Raw genomic sequence first — 18,733 nt, forward strand, 5'->3', positions numbered from 1 at the left:
AAGCATCCATTTTTCCGAGAGACTTTGAATGATTTTCCGATAAAACACCTTCACGCAGTAGACGCAAGTAAAAATAGCCGCAAACATTACTTCGTTGCAACACAAAAGGAATGCCTTCGGAGAACCTACTCCGAAGGCATTCCTTACTTCAACGTAGCGAGAGCGGGGTACGATCCCGCGACCTCAGGATTATGAATCCTGCGCTCTAACCAACTGAGCTATCTCGCCATCCTACCTACCCCCTTGCTTGAGTGCAAAGGTAACAAAACTTTTTCAGCCAAGCAAAAGAATGAAGATCAAAAATTCTTCAAAGCTCCGGGGATAAAGGCATTCTTTATATACGTAATATGTGGTTGCCCCTGAGCTGGGGCGCAGACAAGTGCAAAATCAAATCGGACACTGCGAATATTCAGTTGCCTGTGAGTACGTGCAAAAGAATCTCCCAGAGTGATCAGGTTACGCTCCTTTTGAGGAGGGATAAGGACATCCAAGTCCCTAAGTGCGGCACTGCTGGCCCGAGTCTTTACCTCGACGACACAGAGCACATCGCCTTCCAGTGCTATAATATCAGCCTCTAGATGCCCCACCCTATAGTTTTGTGCCAAGATCACAAAGCCGGCCATCCGCATCTCATCTGCCACAAGCCCCTCTCCTGCGGATCCGCATATAGACTTCTCCTGTCTCACACCTCAATATCCACGGCGGCACGAGAGTGCAGGTATGGCTTTATCAGCTTCCCCACAAGATCAACATGCTCCGGATGATTAGCATAGCTATTGACATCAACCAAATCATCAAGAGTTGCCACAAGTGCAAAGTCAAAGGGTTCCTTGGGATTCAGGTTTGGAGAAATACTCAAGTCATGCAAGCAGCCTATACGATCAGGTAGTTTCTCAAACGCCTTCTTGATCTCCGCTATACGATAAGACTTCTCTTCACCGGATAGTTCACTGGCTAGCCGAAAAAGTACAATATGCTTAATCATAATTGAATACTTCTTATAGATTTTGGAACTCCAGCTCATCCAATTGAGAATCCTTGTAGCCCAAGAAGTACAAAATTCCATCGAGTCCCATAGTCGTAATTGACTGCTTGGCACTCTCTTTGACTTTGGGTTTGGCATGAAATGCTATTCCAAGCCCCGCTGTACTCAGCATGGGTAGGTCGTTGGCACCATCACCGACCGCCACAGTTTGGCGGATATCCACTTTTTCCACCTGAGCCAACAGCCTTAGTAGCTCAGCCTTTCGCCTACCATCTACCACATCACCGATGTATCGTCCGGTCAGCTTACCATCCTTCACCTCAAGGTCGTTGGCATAAACATAGTCAATCCCAAATCGATCCTGCAGATACTTGCCAAAGTAGGTAAATCCTCCACTCAAAACAGCGATCTTGAAGCCTACTTTCTTGAGAATACGCATGGTGCGCTCCAGCCCATCCATTAGGGGAAGGTTCTCCGCAATGTTGCGCATTACCGAGACATCAAGCCCCTTCAGCAACCGCACTCGTTGCTCAAAGCTCTCCTTGAAGTCAATCTCGCCATGCATTGCCCGATCCGTAATCTCCCGCACCTTATCTCCCACACCTGCTGCTTCGGCAAGCTCATCGATTACCTCGGTCTTGATAAGTGTGGAGTCCATATCAAAGCATATCAAGCGACGCATTCGCCTAAACATGCTATCCTGCTGGAAGGAGACATCCATCTGAAACTCATCTGCAATCTCCATCAGCCGCTTTTGCAACTGCTCCCTATCAATAGGGGTACCACGTACCGAAATCTCTATACTAGCCTGTGGCACGCGCTCATGTTTGGTGAGAGGGATACGACCGGTCAAGCGATTCAAGTCATCAATATTCATACCTTGGCTAGCCACTTCACTAGTGATTGCAGCCACCATACCGGCAGAAATAGTCTTGGAGAGGATCGTCACGATATACTTATTTTTGCCCTGGAGCCCCACCCACTTGCTGTACTCCTCCGGATCGACGATCCTAAAGGTTACAGAAACATTGAGATCATTAGCCTTGAACAAAAGATCTTTCAGTATGGCCCCACTGGTATTTGAGGTGGTCGCAAAAAGGACACCCAAGGTAAGATGATTATGAATATCTGCTTGACCAATATCGAGAATCGTAATATCATGATCAGCTAGCACGGATGTGATTGAAGCCGTTACCCCGGGTCTGTCCTGACCATTAAAGACAGCAAGTATCAACTCAACATTTGGTTCCATATCAAAAGTAACGTGTTTTTAGTGAACATAAAATTAGCCGCCGACAAGTGACCAAATACGTCATCGGCGAACTTTATTTATCAAAACCTACCTAGAGTTATGAGAGACGTGTTTGGCTTCTGACTCATCAAAAAAACTGATCGAGTTATCCGGCCTGATATGCTTTTTTCTTCTATGCCACAAATATACGAAAATATACACCTACGTCACCAAGGTGTCATGTACCAACCCAGCACTTTTTGTAGTGGCTACCTTTCAAGGAGGGAAAAGGATGGAAAAACAATCCACAAGACATCTACAGAGAGGCCATGTTTACAGACCATTTTTAGCACCTCGCAAACAACAGATAATCAAGCAATTGAAAGAGACTGTTTTTTTGACGGATAGAAGCGTTCGGTTTCACGGATAGAAGCAAAACTTTTCGCGGATAGAAACGATCACTTAGATGGCTAGAAGAAAAACCGGGGCCAAGTAGTTTCGATTTCTCTTCCGGTCAAAAAGAAGCCCTTATCTCTGATACTTTCATGTTGGCAATAACAGTAAATATGGAAACTAATCCTTTTTTTCGTATCTTCGTAGCTGGCTTACTATATATAAAAAAACAAAAAGGCCTGACACCGTATACCAAATTCTCATAACAAAAGGATTTAGAAATATGTCAAAAACACATTGCCGACTCTTTTCGGCACTATTGACCATGTCCGCACTTCTGCAAGGATTACCTGTATTGGCACAATCCATGCACTCAGTACCAGGCTACTCGTACCGAAGTGATGCGATGCCCAAAGGGACAGAGTGGGACTCACCGCAAGAGATTGCACTCAACCGGGAACAGCCACATGCCATCTTCTTTTCGTACAAAGACGTAGATGGCGCTCGTCAGCTGTGGCCATCCGAAAAGACAACCTACTACCTAGACCTTGACGGAAAGTGGCGCTTTCACTGGGTAGGAAATCCAGGCGAACGCCCGGCCGACTTTTTCAAGACCGGCTATGACGTCACATCATGGGACCTAATAGATGTACCCAGTTGCTGGAATGTCGCCGGCATCCAAAAAGATGGGTCGCTGAAATACGGCGTGCCGATCTACGCCAACCAACCCTATATTTTTTACCACAAGGTTGAGGTAGGTGACTGGAAAGGTGGCGTGATGCGCACTCCCGACAAAGACTGGGTTACCTACAAGGATCGCAATGAGGTTGGCTCCTACAAGCGTACCTTTGAGTTGCCCCAAAACTGGTCAGGAAGGCGAGTTCTGCTCAACTTTGATGGAGTAAATTCGTTTTTCTACCTCTGGATCAATGGTCAGTACGTAGGTTTTTCCAAAAACTCTCGAAACACAGCCACCTTTGATATCACGAAATACCTAGTACGCGGCACCAATGAAGTATCTGTAGAGGTATACCGCAACAGTGATGGCTCGTTTTTGGAGGCACAAGATATGTGGAGGCTACCGGGTATCTACAGATCTGTATATCTGACAAGCCTGCCGGCCGTACACGTACGCGACCTCAAAGTGATACCCGATCTGGACAACACCTACACACAAGGGACGCTCAATATCACCACAGAACTTCGCAACCTATCCACGAAGGCGACCAAAGGGTGGAAAGTGCGGTACACGCTCTACCAAAACAAGCTGTACAGCCAAGAAAACACCCCTACCGGTATCAGTACCACCACGCCACTGAGCAGCACCCAAAAAGGAAAAACAACGCTCACCCAAACCGTCATCACTCACCCGCAACCAAAACTGTGGAGTGCTGAGGAGCCCAACCTGTACACTCTGGTCGGAGAGCTGATTGACAGAAAAGGCAAGGTCCAACAGACCTACTCGACTGCGGTTGGGTTTAGGAAAATAGAACTCAAGGACACACCGGCCAACGAGGACGAGTTTGGTCTAGCCGGTCGCTATTTTTATCTGAATGGGAAACCAATCAAAATGAAAGGGGTCAACCGCCAAGAGATCAACCCCGAGACCGGCAACACGATCACGTCTCAACAAATGTACGAGGAGCTGATGCTGATGAAGCGTGGCAATATCAATCACATCCGCCTCTCACACTACTCCAACTACCCACAGTTTTATTACCTCTGCGACCTCTATGGTCTCTACCTCGAAGACGAGGCAAATATCGAGAGCCACGCCTATTATTATGGTGACGCCTCCCTTAGCCACGTACCTGAGTTTCGGAATGCACACGTATCGCGCGTCATTGAGCTTGTGGCTGCTCACGTCAATAGCCCAAGCATCCTGATCTGGTCACTTGGCAACGAAGGCGGGCCGGGGGCCAACTTTGTAGCCGCATACAATGCAATAAAAGATTTCGACCAAAGCAGACCGGTGCAGTATGAGCGAAACAACGACATCGTAGACATCGGCTCAAACCAGTACCCCTCTATCGCCTGGATCCGTGAGGCAGTGAAGGGGGAGTACAACATCAAGTACCCATTTCACATCAGCGAATACGCCCATAGCATGGGCAATGCCGGTGGCAACTTGAAAGATTATTGGGAGGCCATAGAGAGCACCAACTTCTTCATGGGTGGAGCGATCTGGGACTGGGTGGATCAAGCACTCTATACCGTAGACAAAAAGACCGGTGATCGGTACTTTGCCTATGGCGGAGACTTCGGAGACAAGCCGAATAGCGGGATGTTTTGCATGAACGGAATACTTTTCCCGGATCATCAACCCAAGCCCGAGTTTTATGAAGTCAAAAAAGTCTACCAAGATGTCGGGCTGTACAACGAAGATGTCGACAACGGCCTGGTCAAGCTATTCAACAAACGCTATTTCACAACCTTGGACGACCTGACATTGGTCGTGAAGCTATTGAGAAATGGCGAAGTAAAAGCTACCGACTGGCAGGAGATAAACGGTATTTTGCCTCGGACCTCACGCATTATCGAATTACCCTACAAGAAATCCGACCTAGCAGAAGACCCCGCCGAATACACTTTGCGATTGGAACTGGTGACAAAGCACGCCAGGCCATGGAGCAACGCCGGATTTGTCCAGATGGATGAGGAGTTTATCCTCAAGCCCAGCGACAGACCATTTACCCTGGCACAGCTGGCACAGCTATCCCAAGGCAAGCCTGCACTAAAAGTTGTCACCGACAATCACAAGACCTGCTTTGCAGGTGATGGCTTTGAGGTTACGTTCGACGACAAGACCGGAACTATCTATGACTACACCATAGATGGCGACCACATGATCAACCCCGGCAAGGGACCTGCCCTCAATGCCTTTAGGGCACCGGTGGACAATGACAACTGGGCTTATCAAGGATGGTTCCAAAATGGCCTGCACAACCTCCGCCACGTCGTCCTCTCACGTACATTTCACAAAAACAACGATGGCACCTACACCCTACTCTACACGGTCAAGAGCCAAGCTCCCTATGGCACCAAAGCGTCCGATGCCAATAGTGGACACTACAAACTCATCGACCAAGTGGACAAGCTATTTGGAGACGAGGACTTTCATTTCATCACCACACAGGCGTGGACCATATACCCTGGTGGAGCCATCAGCATGGAGGCAAGCATCCAACCAAGCAGGAAAAACCTTGCTCTCGCCAGACTCGGATATGCAATGGAGCTGCCAAGCGAAATGGACTCCTACACCTACTACGGCAGAGGACCGTGGAACAACTACAACGACCGTTGCAGTGGCGCCTATCTCGGGAAGTACACCAGCACCGTGGCCGACCAATTTGTACCCTTTCCCAAACCACAGAGCATGGGCAATAGAGAGCAAGTGAGATGGGCACAACTCACCAAAGGCAACACCGGCCGTGGGCTGACATTCATCGCTCGTGACTCCATGTCCGCCAGTGCGCTACCCTACAGTGCAATGGAACTCACCATGGCTCCACACCCGTACCAGTTGCCCACATCCACTGCAACACACCTCTGCCTAAACCTTGGCACAACTGGTCTGGGGGGCAACTCTTGCGGACAAGGAGCACCACTCGCCGAAGATCGAATCATGAGTGTGCCACACACATTCGGATTCATGATCGTACCGGCCGGCTCCGAAACCATGGTACAAGCACCCAAAAGCCTAGTCGTACTTGCCGACCGAGACGAACACGGAGTCGTCAAGCTCAGTGGTCCCACAGCCATCGAATACAGCATTGATGGTCAAAAAGCCCAAGCATACGACGGTCCTTTTGAGCTACGCCGAGGTGGAAAAATAACAGCCTACCCATCGGGACAAGCGTGGATGCGCACAGAAATTACCTACCCCCTGATAGAGGCCATCCCGCTACGAGTGGCGGACTCCTCTAGCCAAGAAACCCATGGTGGCGGTGTGGACAATCTCGTAGACAACAATCCATCCACAATCTGGCACAGCATGTACTCCGTGACCGTGGCAGGCTACCCACATTGGGTGGTATTTGATGCAAATGAACCTACCAACATCAAGGGCTTTAGCTACCTGCCAAGGCAAGATAGAAGTAGCAACGGCAATATCAAAGACTACTCCATACAGATCAGCGACGATGGAAAAACCTGGAGCAAGGCCATCGCCAGAGGAACATTTGTAAACTCACGAGAAGAGCAACGCGTACTCTTTGACAAGCCCATATCGGCACGCTATGTCCGACTCAACGCTCTATCGTCACAAGATGGATCAGACTTTGCTTCCGGGGCAGAGTTTAGGCTACTATCGGATGAATAGAGAATAGATCGGAGTACTCATCTCCCTATTGATCTGAGTGCATGAATACGAGGCCGGCTCATCAGTGATGAGCCGGCCTTTTTGGCCCCCCAACCCCACCTTACTCCACCACTAGGTCATTGCAAAACACCTGATCCGGAAGGTGCAGATAAAAGCTTGAAATCAGAGACAAAGAAATCAACAGGGAAGAAAAACCAACTTCTTCAGCTGAGACTACAATCTCATACGTTTGTGAATTAGATTTTCGACCGAGAACGGGCTAAAAAAACTAAGCCCTCGGTGATTGCCAAGGACTTAGTAAGGATGGTAAAGTTTGGGGAAATCGCCAAACCCACTATACGGTCTGATTGGTTATGACTATTTCAAGTGGCTTATTGCGTACTCTACACGACGGATCGACTCATCCACACCTAGAAGGGCTATGATCTCATGCAGTCTGGGACCACGTGCCGCACCCACCAGAGCAAGTCGCATTCCATTCATCACCTTTCCCATCGGGAGGTCATTCTGATTGATTTCGTCGTACAGGGCTTGCTCTATTTGCTCCGGAGAGGGGTTGGTTCCGCTCAGCGAACGCAAAAGCGAAAGCATACGCATGAGGTATTGTGGCGTTTCGGGCTTCCAGTGCTTCTTGACCCCATTGCTGTCAAAGTCCTGTGGTGCTCTGAAGAAATAGGCGGTTTCGTCCACAAAGTCGGGTATCAATTGCACCTTATCACGTACGACATTGATGACAGCAGCTAGCTTTTGAGGCTCCGGGGTGATTCCGATTCGATTGAGCAGAGGCAGCACCACCTCCACCAACCGTTCGACTGGCTCTACTCGAATATACTGATGGTTGAACCACTTTGCTTTTTCGTAATCAAATCGTGCTCCGGCTTTGCTACACCGCTCAAGGGTAAAGCTATTGGCCAAATCCTGGAAGTTTTCAAAGAACTCCTGGTCCGTCCCCGGATTCCAACCTAGGAGAGCGAGGAAATTGACGACCGCTTCGGGGAGATAGCCTTGCTCGCGATAGCCGGATGAGACAGCTCCGGTATCGGGATCCGTCCACTCCAAGGGATAAACCGGGAATCCGAGACGATCACCGTCCCGCTTGCTCAGCTTGCCACTTCCCTGAGGCTTTAGGATCAGAGAAAGGTGCGCAAAGCGTGGCATGGTATCGGCCCACCCAAATGCCTCATAGAGCAACACGTGCAAAGGTGCACTCGGTAGCCACTCCTCTCCTCTGATCACGTGCGTTATCTTCATGAGATGGTCATCCACAATGTTGGCCAAGTGATATGTGGGGAGGTCATCGCTACTCTTGTAGAGTACTTTGTCATCAAGCTGAGTGGAGTTGATGACCACACTTCCTCGTATCAAGTCATTCACCTCGACCTCTCGTCCTGGCTCAACCAAGAAGCGCACGACATACGGGACCCCGCTTTCGAGTTTGGCCCTCACCTCATCTGGCGTAAGCGAAAGGCTGTTATTCATCTGGCCACGCGTAGCAGCATCGTAGCTGAAGTTGGGGATGCGTGCACGCACCTCCTCCAGCTCCTCGGCAGTATCAAACGCATAGTAGGCCCTACCTGCATCCAGAAGTTGCTGAACATACTTGCGGTAAATATCTCGACGCTCACTCTGACGGTAAGGGCCATAGGGCTGAACATCACAGCCAATACCCTCATCAATCTCGATGCCCAGCCAACGGAGCGACTCCACAATATAGTCTTCAGCTCCGGGTACGAAGCGCTTACTGTCCGTATCCTCTATACGGAGCACCATAGTTCCACCATGATGGCGAGCAAAAAGATAGTTGTAGAGAGCCGTCCGCACACCACCAATATGTAGTGGACCTGTGGGACTAGGGGCAAAACGCACACGAACCATAGCTTATAGTATCTGTTTTTTATTTTCTGTATTTCATTACACTTGGAGAATGTAGCATTATGCGACAGTCTCATTCGGTGCAAAGTTAACAAAACGCCCTCATATTAGCCCCAAACTCGGATAAAGCGGGGCTGGGCAATCCTCAGGACATCAAGTCAAAGTCACTTTTTTTTGGTACCTTTGGGGTAGAGATTGGGGAGAAGCGTACTTGTACGAAGCATGCAAAAAAGACAATGAATCGATGCCTATGACGAAAAGAAAGATACTATATATAGCTCAAGAAATCTCCCCCTATGTGGAAGAAAGCGTAAGCAATCAATCTCAACACCTTCCTCTCGACATGCTGGAGCGAGGAGATGACATACGGGTATTTATGCCCAACTATGGCATCATCAACGAACGCAGACACCAGCTACACGAAGTGATTCGGCTATCCGGAGTCAACCTGACGGTTAATGATCGTGTGCATCAGCTTATCGTAAAGGTTGCCAGCCTACTCCCCCAAAGAATGCAAGTGTACTTCATTGACAACGATGACCTATTTGCCCGAAAAGGCACCGTCCTCGACAATAGCACCGGACGCTTGTATGATGACAACGTACAGAGAGCCGTATTTTTCACACGAGGGGTTTTTGAGACTATCAAAAAGCTACGTTGGGTCCCGGACATCATTCACTGCCAAGGCTGGTTTACTGGATTGGCACCTCTGTACCTAAAAACACTCTTCAAGGCTGACCCCGCACTATCTGGCGCAAAGTTGGTATTTTCGGTCTACGACAAGACACCTGAGACGCCTTTTGGCGAAAATCTCACCGAGGTACTTCAGTATGATGGGATAACCCATGAGTTACTGGATGGCTCACCACTGACACGCGAGGATCTGACCAAGCTTATTTTCAACTACATCGACGGAATAGTATTTGGCACAGAGGACATCAGCAAAGATGTGGTCAAGTGGGCCAAAGAGTCAAAGAATGTCAACGTCCTAGAGTATCTACCTGTAGAAGAGTCTTTTTCGGCAATATCCGATCTCTACGATGAGCTATTGAAGAACGTATCCAAAGAGTAACCAACGATTGCTTTTGTAAGAAATCATTACCTTTACCTCGCTACTTTGCAAGTCTTGGCAATAAAGGAGAGGCATTTTTAGAAGGCAACGCCATAGAAAAATATCAGATGACCTATAATAATCGAAAAGGAGCCACAATAGCCATTATCCTTTGGATAGCTGTACTCATAGTGGCTTGTGACAATCGCAACGACAGTACCGGACTCTCTATCATACCCGACTACAGCAAGGTTGAAATAGAGACGCATGAGCTCCCTCTGACGTACCGTACCGTTTCGGCAAATGTTTCGGGACAAGTCTCCCAAGACGCAGGCATGACATGGAATAGTATCTACGTCCGCTCATCATACAGTTACCTCGGGTATATACCCAACCAAGAGTATGGAGAGGTACGCACCGAATACCTAACCCAACTATATGTCCCGGAGGGGTTTAAGTTCAGTGAGACACCGATTAATCATAAAGTAGACTCGGCTTTCATCACGTTGTACTATGACCAGTTCACAGGGGACAAACTACAACCCATGCAAGTGGAGGCCTACAAGCTGTCAAAGCCACTGCCCCACAGGCGGTACTCTGTAGGTGACGTAAGTGGGTACCTTTCTGATGTCAAGCTAGGAGAGCAGTCCTACACTGCCGAGCGCGGAAACGACACCATCAATAAAAAGAGAGTGGTACAAATACCGCTCGACCTCCTACACCCGGGTATAGGACAAGAGCTCTACGACAAGTCAAGAAATGGCGACCCCATCTTTTCCAGCCAAGAGAAGTTCTCCGAATACTTTCCCGGAATATACCTTAGGAGCAGTGCCGGAAAAGGCAATGTCCTAAAAGTCTCCAAGACAGCCCTCTCTCTCTACTATCAGTACAAAGACACGCTGTACAAGAAGGACGGCTTTACGATTGACACAATCATAGAAAACACCCACATCCAAGAGCTGGCACACACCTCTGAGGTGCCACAACTGTCACGCTACGGAAATAGTGGTCTTGATCGGTTGCTAACCTCAAGTGACGAATACACTTATATCAAATCTCCGGCCGGTGTCTTCACGGAAATCACGATCCCAACAGCACAAATCTCCCGTATGCTCAAAGCGGAGACTGGGTACACAAAGCAACTAAATGCCACACCGCTAACCATAGTGGGCGAGGCCAATGAGCAAGGTGTATACGCACTTCCTATACCGGAATATCTACTGCTACTGCCAAAGGACAGCTTGCAGTCCTTCTTTGAGAAAGAGCACACGGAGCTCAACGAGCCCTATACCACCTACATTGGAGCGTCCAACATCTCCGGATCCAGTTCTTATACTTTTGGCAACATCTCCACATTGATCCTACAGCACATCAAAGCGCATCCGGACGAAGACCTCAAAGTGGTGATTGTACCGATTGACCGCACCCAAGCCAAAAGCAACGGCAGACAGGGTGCAGGAGTATCCTCCTCTATATCGAATGAGGTACTTCCCTCCGCCATCAAGTTCAAGACTGACCTAGAGACAAATAAACGGTTCAAGGTATACATCACAAAGCGTCGCAGTGGTAGCCCTATCTAAGTCCACCTCACAATGAACGTTATTCCGACTAAAATATCAGGTGTCATAATCATAGAGCCACAGGTATTTGAAGATACCCGTGGCTTTTTTTTCGAAGCCTACTCCGAAGCAAAGTACCAAGAAGTCCTAAAGACCACTTTTGTACAGGATAATATATCAAGATCAACATATGGAGTCCTGCGTGGGCTACATTTTCAAGCCGCTCCGTATGCCCAAGCAAAACTGGTCGAGGTGCTCAAGGGGCACATACTTGACATTGCAGTGGACTTACGTCCCGGCTCAGACACCTATGGCCAACACGTGGCATTTGACCTTTCTGATCAAAACCATAAACAGCTTTTTATTCCCAAAGGGCTAGCACATGGTTTTATCACACTGAGCGAATCAGCAATTTTGCACTACAAGTGCGACGACTATTACCACCCGGAAGCAGAGAGAGGCATCATATGGAGTGACCAAACTCTCAATATCCAATGGCCAATAGATGCGGATCACATCATACTTTCAGAAAAGGACAGCAAGCACCCTACGTTCATCGAATACCAACGACTCCACGACATCACTTGATCCGACCGATGCACCACATACGTTGCTCAATAGTACCGTTACTTCTCCTCACGTCGGAAGTACAGGGTGACAAAAATGATGGATAAGCTAGCCGACAAGACATCCGCAATAGGTGGTGCCATCCATACCCCCATCACACCAAACGCACTTGGTAGTACCAGCAAAAGAGGGATCAAAAAGATCGCTTGCCTGGAAAAGCTCAGCACCATAGCCCGCCAAGCCTTACCAATACTTTGAAAAAACTGGACACTGGTGATTTGGAAACCAACTGCCCACATAGCTATTATCTCTATTGAGATAGCAGTGGCACTAACCTTGATCAAATGAGGATCCTGTGTGAATACTCTGGCCAAAAGGGTCGGGGCGAAAAAAGCCAGCAGAGAGCCAATTAGTCCAAGTGATACATTGACAATGACAGCGAGTTTGAAGGTTTTTTTTACGCGTTCATAATTACCCGCACCATAGTTGTAACCGATAATCGGCTGTATCCCCTGCGATATGCCAAAAGTCACCATCAAAATCAGCATAGCGATGCTATTCACAATTCCTAGTGATGCGACTGCCTGATCACCACTAAACTCCGTAATCGGCGAAAGTTGTCCATACCGATACAGTGAGGTATTTTTTATCACGATGACCAAGCTGGCCAGTATCTGGATCATAAAGGGCGATATGCCAATCGAGATAATCCCCAGTACATATTGCCTTTGTAGCCTAAAGTACTTGGTGCGAATTTGCAGCAGTGAGTCCTTGCTGAGAAAGTGACGCAAAACCCATACCATTCCCACGACCATGCTGATGACCGTCGCAACAGCGGCACCCCTTATTCCCCACCCTAAGACAAATATAAACAGTGGATCAAGCACGAAGTTGATCACCGCTCCAATCATCATCGTATACATTGCTTTCTTGGGGTAGCCCGTCGAGCGCATTACGGCATTGTAGGAGTAGGTTATATTCGCAAAGATGTTTCCGGGGAGTACAATAGACAGGTAGTCAAGTGCATAGGGAAGCGACTCCGCTGAAGCACCGAAATTGAGCAGTAGTGGCCTGATGAAAACCATACACCCCACAACCACCAAGATGCTTGATAAAATACTGAGCAAAAAAGCATTTCCGAGCAAGTTTTCCGCCTCATCACGTTTTTTCTGCCCCAAAAGGATAGAAATCCTAGTGGCAGCACCGGCTCCAATCAAGATGCTAAACGCTTGCACAAACGTCATTACCGGCAATGTCACAGCCAATCCCGAAAGAGCGATACTGCTCACCCCCTGAGCTATGAATATGCGATCCACGACATTGTACAAGACATTTACCACACTCCCTACAATCGCAGGAAGTGCATAGTGCCTGAGCAAGCGTCCAATAGGCTCAGTGCCCAGCAAGTGAGCCCCTTGTGGTGTGTCAGTGACCGTTATCACTTTGTGGCTAGTCCTATCCGAGTTTGCTTATTTGATATAGCAACTCAAGGTTGGTAATCTTGATCTCCAGGCCACTTCGTAGCAGTGCCCCCTCCGACTCCATTTCTCGGAGCGTCCTGGTGACATTTCCCCTATTCATGTTGCACAATTCCGAGAGATTGGACCGAGAAAATTTCGCCTTGAGGGTTACGCCATCAGCCTCTACTCCAAAAGTATCACGCAGGAGCAGGATCGCATCTGCCAGTCTACCTCGCAAGTGTTTTTGAGTCAAAGACATCAAAAGCCTGTAGCTCTGCCATAGCCGCTGGGACAATTCTTTCAGGAAAAAGTTTGCAACACTCGTATTTGCCTCTAGGATAGACTCAAAAAAACTGATTGGATATGAGCAAATCAGTGACTCCTCAATAGCCATAGCTACCAGCCCTTCATCCACTCCAGCAAGAAAAGGAACATGTCCAAAATAATCAGAAGGGCTAACCAACTGGACAATCTGCGGACGCTCTCTAGCTTGTGTCAGCTTCACCTGCCCTTCACAAAGCACGTATAGATACTCCGGTGATCGGTTGCCATCAAATATAACTCCATCCTTGTCAACCTTCTCAAAACGAGACCAGAGCATCAGGCTTTCTCTCTCCATATCGGAGAGGAGTGCCCAAAGCTCTGGCATTATTTTAGATACATGATAGGTCGGACGTTGTTCTTCGGGTTGGTTACTTCTCTGCAAAAAGAAGTTGTTTGCTTCTGAGTTCATTAGCTTGAAAACCTTTTCAAATATTCGCAAAGGTAGCCAAACTTTGGATTTCCGAAGAACTCAGTACCAGACCTACTCAGCAATGTATGTTTTGTAAAAGCTTGATACCCGAGTACTATCCATGACAGTATATTGCGAGCAAACAAGTTTACTTTTCTGCATTGATCGTTGACCACTCACCTATGTAGTGACCGGCAGACCAACAGCACTCACTCTTGCTTACTTGATCATTTGCAATGACCGAGTCACAAATGCATCAAGAGCTTCGCCCTTGAGCAATCCACAAGAGAGCAACCCAAGGTCAATGAGCTGAGCCAACACCTCATGCTTATCTCCAAACTTTTTGTAGATAGCACTCAAGCCGGCATTGAGCTCATCTATCCTTGCCATGGTCTCCTCTTTGTCTTTTTTCAACACTTCTTTTTCGGAGTCCTCCAGCTTTTCGGTTCCGCTCAATTTTTGCTGAATGACATCAAGTCTAGCTTGCTCCCCTTTCCTATCCGCCAAGATCTTTTTTGACTCTTCGGCCGATTCATCGGCATTGAAAGTGGTGGCAATCTCTCGTACCAGTGGGTTATCAAGGTTTAGACTCAGCACATAACTATCCGGCATAGCTCCATACATCTGCATACCGGCCTGCATCTGGGCCATATCTTTCATCCTACGCATGTACTCGCTTTGGATGACGACGAGTGGCTTGGTCTTCTCTCCCTGGTGCGATGCCTGCACACTGAGGATTTGATCATCGCCAAGCTTTGGCAATTGTTTTTCAAAAAGTGAGACAAGCAACGACTTGTCCTCCTCGCTCACAGCCGACTCATCCGCCTTATTGCCTTCTTTGGGGATCAGATTGTCACATGTATCACTATCCACCCGGACAAAGCGAGACTGAGCGACCTTTTGCTCTAGCATGCTGACAAAGTGGATATCCAGCGGCCCCTTGAGCAACAACACATTGTAGCCACAATCCTCAGCAGCCTTGATGTATGCGTATTGTTTTTCCTTGTCCGCCGAATAGAGATAAACCACATTCCCCTCCTTGTCTGTCTGCTCTGCTGCAATGAGGGTACGGTACCCCTCCAGAGTATATAGCTTGTCATTGGTGTCCTGGAGTAGCACAAACTTTTCTGCACGATCGTAGAACTTCTCTTCACTCAGCATCCCATACTTCATGAAAAGATCCAGAGCCGGCCACTTTTCTTCATACGCTTTCCGGTCCTCCTTGAAGAGCTCACCAAGCTTTTCTGCGACCTTACGGGTAATGTATGCAGAAATCTTCTTCACATTATGATCAGCCTGAAGGTAGCTCCGCGAGACGTTTAGCGGGATATCCGGTGAATCCAAGACCCCATGGAGTAGGCTCAAAAACTCCGGGACAATCCCCTCCACATTGTCAGTCACAAATACTTGGTTGGAGTAGAGCTGGATTTTATTTTTCTGCAAGTCCATGTTGGACTTCACTTGTGGGAAGTAAAGGATACCCGTCAGGTTGAATGGATAGTCAATATTCAAGTGAATCCAAAAAAGAGGATCGTCGCTCATCGGATAGAGCATCTGATAGAAGCTCAAGTAGTCCTTGTCCTCCAAGTCAGTTGGTGTCTGGGTCCAAAGAGGGTGAGTGTCATTGATGACTAGATCCCTGTCTGTGGTCACCTCCTTGCCGTCCTTCCACTCCACCTGCTTGCCAAAAACAATGGGAACTGGGAGAAAACGGCAGTATTTTTCAAGAAGCGCCCTGACCCTTATGCGGTCCAAAAACTCCTTGTTATCCTCGTTGATATGCAAAATAACATCCGTACCACGAGGGCGTTTTTCGGCCTCCTCTAGCACAAACTCCGGATCCCCCTTGCACTGCCACCGCATACTGGGGGCAGACTCATCGTAGCTTTGTGTATAGATCTCCACCTCGTCTGCGACCATGAAGGCAGAATAAAAGCCAAGCCCAAAGTGCCCAATGATTGAGGCGGCATCGTCCTTATGCTTCTCCACAAACTCCTCAGCTCCGGATATAGCGATCTGGTTGATGTACTTCTCGATCTCATCGGCCGTCATACCCACACCGGAATCACTGACAATCAGCTTGTCGCCATCTATCTTGACTTCGACCTTTAGGTCGCCCACCTCCTTGGTATACTCACCCTTGGAGGAAAGTGTGCGCAACTTCTGAGTCGCATCGACGGCATTACTCACGATCTCCCGAAGAAAGATTTCATTGTCGCTGTACAAAAACTTCTTGATGATGGGGAACATGTTGTCGCTCTGCACCCCTATTTTTCCTTCTATTTTTTTGTTGGTACTCATAACTAATTCATTGATTGTATCAATATATTACTGTCAGCATAATCTATGCAAAAGCAGTGCCACACCCTTATATTGTGGCACGAGAGACCTTCGGAAAAACAGAGAGAAGAAAAAGGCAGGACGTTTTTGGTCGAAAAGTGTCCTGCTCTGTCGGACGAGGAAGAAAACATCTTTTTCTAGTAGAAAAACTTGACCGGATCCGAGAAAAAGAGCGCCGGGTCGGAGAAAAAGATAAAATCACAGTGTGATTTATTCAAATCACTGTGTGGTTTATTCAAATCACTAAGTGATCTCTTCAAATCACACTGTGATTTTAAGTTTTTCAACCGAAGAAAATAGTTTGGAAGTACATAGCGATGACTTTTTAACCCCGAGTGAGGAGATTTTTGAGACCACTCTGGAAACAAAAGGTTGGGACCCACAACGTACGCACCGCCGAACGAAACCGTTTTTTGCCCCAAATACTGTATCTTTGCTCGGGTATCCATGAGGACCTCGCAAAAACACTTAGGGGTCCAACTATTACCCTATCGGGAAACAACAAACAATACGAATGAATAACAATCGCCCCATAGTAGATCTTAGCCTAACGGTATCTGGCGTACATTTTTTTTCAGCCTCCCTATTTGAGGTCACCTTGAAATCCTCAGAGAAGTTACCGGACATCCTCCCGGGACAGTTCGCACAAATCCGTTTGCCTCAATCATCCGGAGTGTTTTTGAGGCGTCCACTGTCCATCTACAGACACACCGACCGGAGCCTATCGCTGCTTATACAGGTTGTGGGAAAGGGGACCTCGGCTCTGGCCCTGACCCAACCCGGAGATCTATGGCAAGTCCTACTACCTCTAGGCAACCACTTTGCCGCCCCCAAAGGGACGAAGCCCCTGCTAGTAGGCGGTGGCGTGGGGATAGCCCCGCTATTGGAGCTGGGCGAACACCTCAGAAAGGAACAAGGGATAACCCCCACATATTTATTGGGTGCGCGGAGTGGCAAGCACTTCCCGAGCCTGGACAGTTTTTCCGAGCAGGGGCGACTTTATATCACGACAGAGGATGGGAGCTTGGGGGAAAAAGGCTATGTCACCGACCACACGATCCTAAAAAGTGAGGCCTTCTCAGAGGTGTACACTTGTGGTCCGACTCCAATGATGAAAGCTGTGGCCAACTGGAGCAAAAGTATGGGGCTAACCTGTCAAGCCTCGCTCGAAAACATGATGGCTTGTGGACTCGGAGTATGCCTCTGCTGTGTAGAGCCAACAGTCGCCGGTCACAAAACAGTCTGCACAGACGGCCCGGTATTTGATGTAAACGAACTACTTTGGTAAGCCAACCATGAATCTATCTGTCAATCTCAAAGGAATAGTTTTCAAAAACCCTGTATGTACCGCATCCGGAACCTTTGGGGATGGGTTGCTCATGAGTAAAGTCTACGATGTGAGCCGACTAGGTGCGATCTTTGCCAAAGGGACAACATACGAGCACCGAGAAGGCAACTCCCCTGTACGAATGGCCGAAACAGCCTCCGGGATGCTGAATGCCGTCGGGCTACAAAATGGTGGCATAGCTCACTTTGTAGAGCACATCTACCCTCGAGCCACACAGCTAGGCACTCATATCATCATGAATGTAAATGGCTCCGAAAAAAAGGACTATGTAAAAGTCGCAGAAATTGCAGACGGACTAGAGAAGATTCCGGCCATTGAGCTAAATATATCTTGCCCCAACGTCAAGCATGGTGGGATGCTCTTTGGGGTATCACCGGACGCCGCCAAAGAGGTCATCAGCGCTGTACGAGCAGTCTACCACAAGCCACTGATCGTGAAGTTGACACCAAACGTCACCGACATTGCCCTCATGGCAAAGGTGGCCGAAGATGCAGGAGCTGATGCCGTATCACTTGTCAATACTTTTCTAGGGATGGCCGTTGATGCCGAGCGGCGGCGTCCAAAACTCTCGACAGTCACCGGTGGCCTCTCCGGACCGTGCATCAAGCCGATAGCTCTGCGGATGGTCTGGCAAGTCTACAATGCCGTGAAGATACCGGTCATCGGTATGGGTGGAATCTGCACAGCCGAGGACGCAATAGAGTTTTTGCTCTGTGGTGCACGGATCATCCAAGTAGGGACCTACAACTTTGTTGATCCTCTGGCCCCGCTCAAGATCATTGACGGGATCGTTTCGTACATGACCAGGCACAATATTTCTGACATAAACGATCTCATCGGGAAGCTAGAAATTTAGGGAGAGAAAAACCAACT

13 protein-coding genes and 1 tRNA gene are annotated in these 18,733 nt (G+C 48.3%); 6 read left to right on the forward strand and 8 right to left on the reverse strand.

The window, feature by feature from the left end; all coding sequences use genetic code 11:
* Window positions 1–154: 154 nt before the first annotated feature.
* From AC1EK1_RS01720 to serB, 4 genes are all read right to left on the reverse strand, one after another.
* A tRNA-Met gene (locus AC1EK1_RS01720) sits at window positions 155–228 on the reverse strand.
* Between the two features lie 68 nt (window positions 229–296).
* The gene (locus AC1EK1_RS01725; RefSeq protein ID WP_480305317.1) at window positions 297–686 is read right to left on the reverse strand and encodes a YraN family protein; all 390 of its coding nucleotides are present in this window, start codon (window positions 684–686) and stop codon (window positions 297–299) included.
* A complete protein-coding gene (locus AC1EK1_RS01730) occupies window positions 683–985 on the reverse strand; it encodes a Dabb family protein (protein ID WP_480305318.1) in 303 nt (100 codons plus the stop codon). The genes AC1EK1_RS01725 and AC1EK1_RS01730 overlap by 4 nt, the downstream gene beginning before the upstream one ends.
* Window positions 986–998: 13 nt before the next feature.
* Window positions 999–2,237, reverse strand: a complete 1,239-nt coding sequence (serB, locus tag AC1EK1_RS01735) for a phosphoserine phosphatase SerB (protein ID WP_480305319.1) — start codon at window positions 2,235–2,237, stop codon at window positions 999–1,001.
* A gap of 655 nt (window positions 2,238–2,892) precedes the next feature.
* On the opposite strand from serB, the gene AC1EK1_RS01740 reads away from it, so the two are divergent.
* A complete protein-coding gene (locus AC1EK1_RS01740) occupies window positions 2,893–6,930 on the forward strand; it encodes a glycoside hydrolase family 2 TIM barrel-domain containing protein (protein ID WP_480305320.1) in 4,038 nt (1,345 codons plus the stop codon).
* 357 nt (window positions 6,931–7,287) lie between these two features.
* Here AC1EK1_RS01740 and gltX read toward each other — a convergent pair whose 3' ends face one another.
* Entirely contained in the window at window positions 7,288–8,805 is a 1,518-nt protein-coding gene (gene gltX / locus AC1EK1_RS01745) for a glutamate--tRNA ligase (protein WP_480305322.1), read from the reverse strand.
* A 247-nt stretch (window positions 8,806–9,052) separates the two neighbouring features.
* Between gltX and AC1EK1_RS01750 the strand changes: the two genes are divergently transcribed.
* From AC1EK1_RS01750 to rfbC, 3 genes are all read left to right on the forward strand, one after another.
* The gene (locus tag AC1EK1_RS01750) at window positions 9,053–9,874 is read left to right on the forward strand and encodes a glycogen/starch synthase (protein ID WP_480305323.1); all 822 of its coding nucleotides are present in this window, start codon (window positions 9,053–9,055) and stop codon (window positions 9,872–9,874) included.
* 107 nt (window positions 9,875–9,981) lie between these two features.
* Window positions 9,982–11,433, forward strand: coding sequence for a DUF4270 domain-containing protein (locus AC1EK1_RS01755; RefSeq protein WP_480305324.1), 1,452 nt, complete (start codon window positions 9,982–9,984; stop codon window positions 11,431–11,433).
* A gap of 12 nt (window positions 11,434–11,445) precedes the next feature.
* On the forward strand, window positions 11,446–12,000 hold the full coding sequence (rfbC, locus tag AC1EK1_RS01760; RefSeq protein WP_480305325.1) for a dTDP-4-dehydrorhamnose 3,5-epimerase: 555 nt from the start codon (window positions 11,446–11,448) through the stop codon (window positions 11,998–12,000).
* 38 nt (window positions 12,001–12,038) lie between these two features.
* Here rfbC and AC1EK1_RS01765 read toward each other — a convergent pair whose 3' ends face one another.
* From AC1EK1_RS01765 to htpG, 3 genes are all read right to left on the reverse strand, one after another.
* Window positions 12,039–13,421 carry an MATE family efflux transporter gene (locus AC1EK1_RS01765; protein WP_480305327.1) on the reverse strand — a complete coding sequence of 461 codons (1,383 nt, stop codon included), beginning with the start codon at window positions 13,419–13,421 and terminating at the stop codon, window positions 12,039–12,041.
* 13 nt (window positions 13,422–13,434) lie between these two features.
* Window positions 13,435–14,172, reverse strand: a complete 738-nt coding sequence (locus tag AC1EK1_RS01770) for a Crp/Fnr family transcriptional regulator (protein ID WP_480305329.1) — start codon at window positions 14,170–14,172, stop codon at window positions 13,435–13,437.
* 219 nt (window positions 14,173–14,391) lie between these two features.
* Entirely contained in the window at window positions 14,392–16,473 is a 2,082-nt protein-coding gene (gene htpG / locus AC1EK1_RS01775; RefSeq protein ID WP_480305330.1) for a molecular chaperone HtpG, read from the reverse strand.
* Window positions 16,474–17,026: 553 nt separating this feature from the next.
* Between htpG and AC1EK1_RS01780 the strand changes: the two genes are divergently transcribed.
* On the forward strand, window positions 17,027–17,800 hold the full coding sequence (locus tag AC1EK1_RS01780; protein WP_480305331.1) for a dihydroorotate dehydrogenase electron transfer subunit: 774 nt from the start codon (window positions 17,027–17,029) through the stop codon (window positions 17,798–17,800).
* 7 nt (window positions 17,801–17,807) lie between these two features.
* Window positions 17,808–18,716, forward strand: a complete 909-nt coding sequence (locus tag AC1EK1_RS01785) for a dihydroorotate dehydrogenase (RefSeq protein ID WP_480305332.1) — start codon at window positions 17,808–17,810, stop codon at window positions 18,714–18,716.
* The last annotated feature ends 17 nt before the right edge of the window (window positions 18,717–18,733 follow it).

Source organism: Porphyromonas sp. C0026D3, from assembly GCF_056590775.1.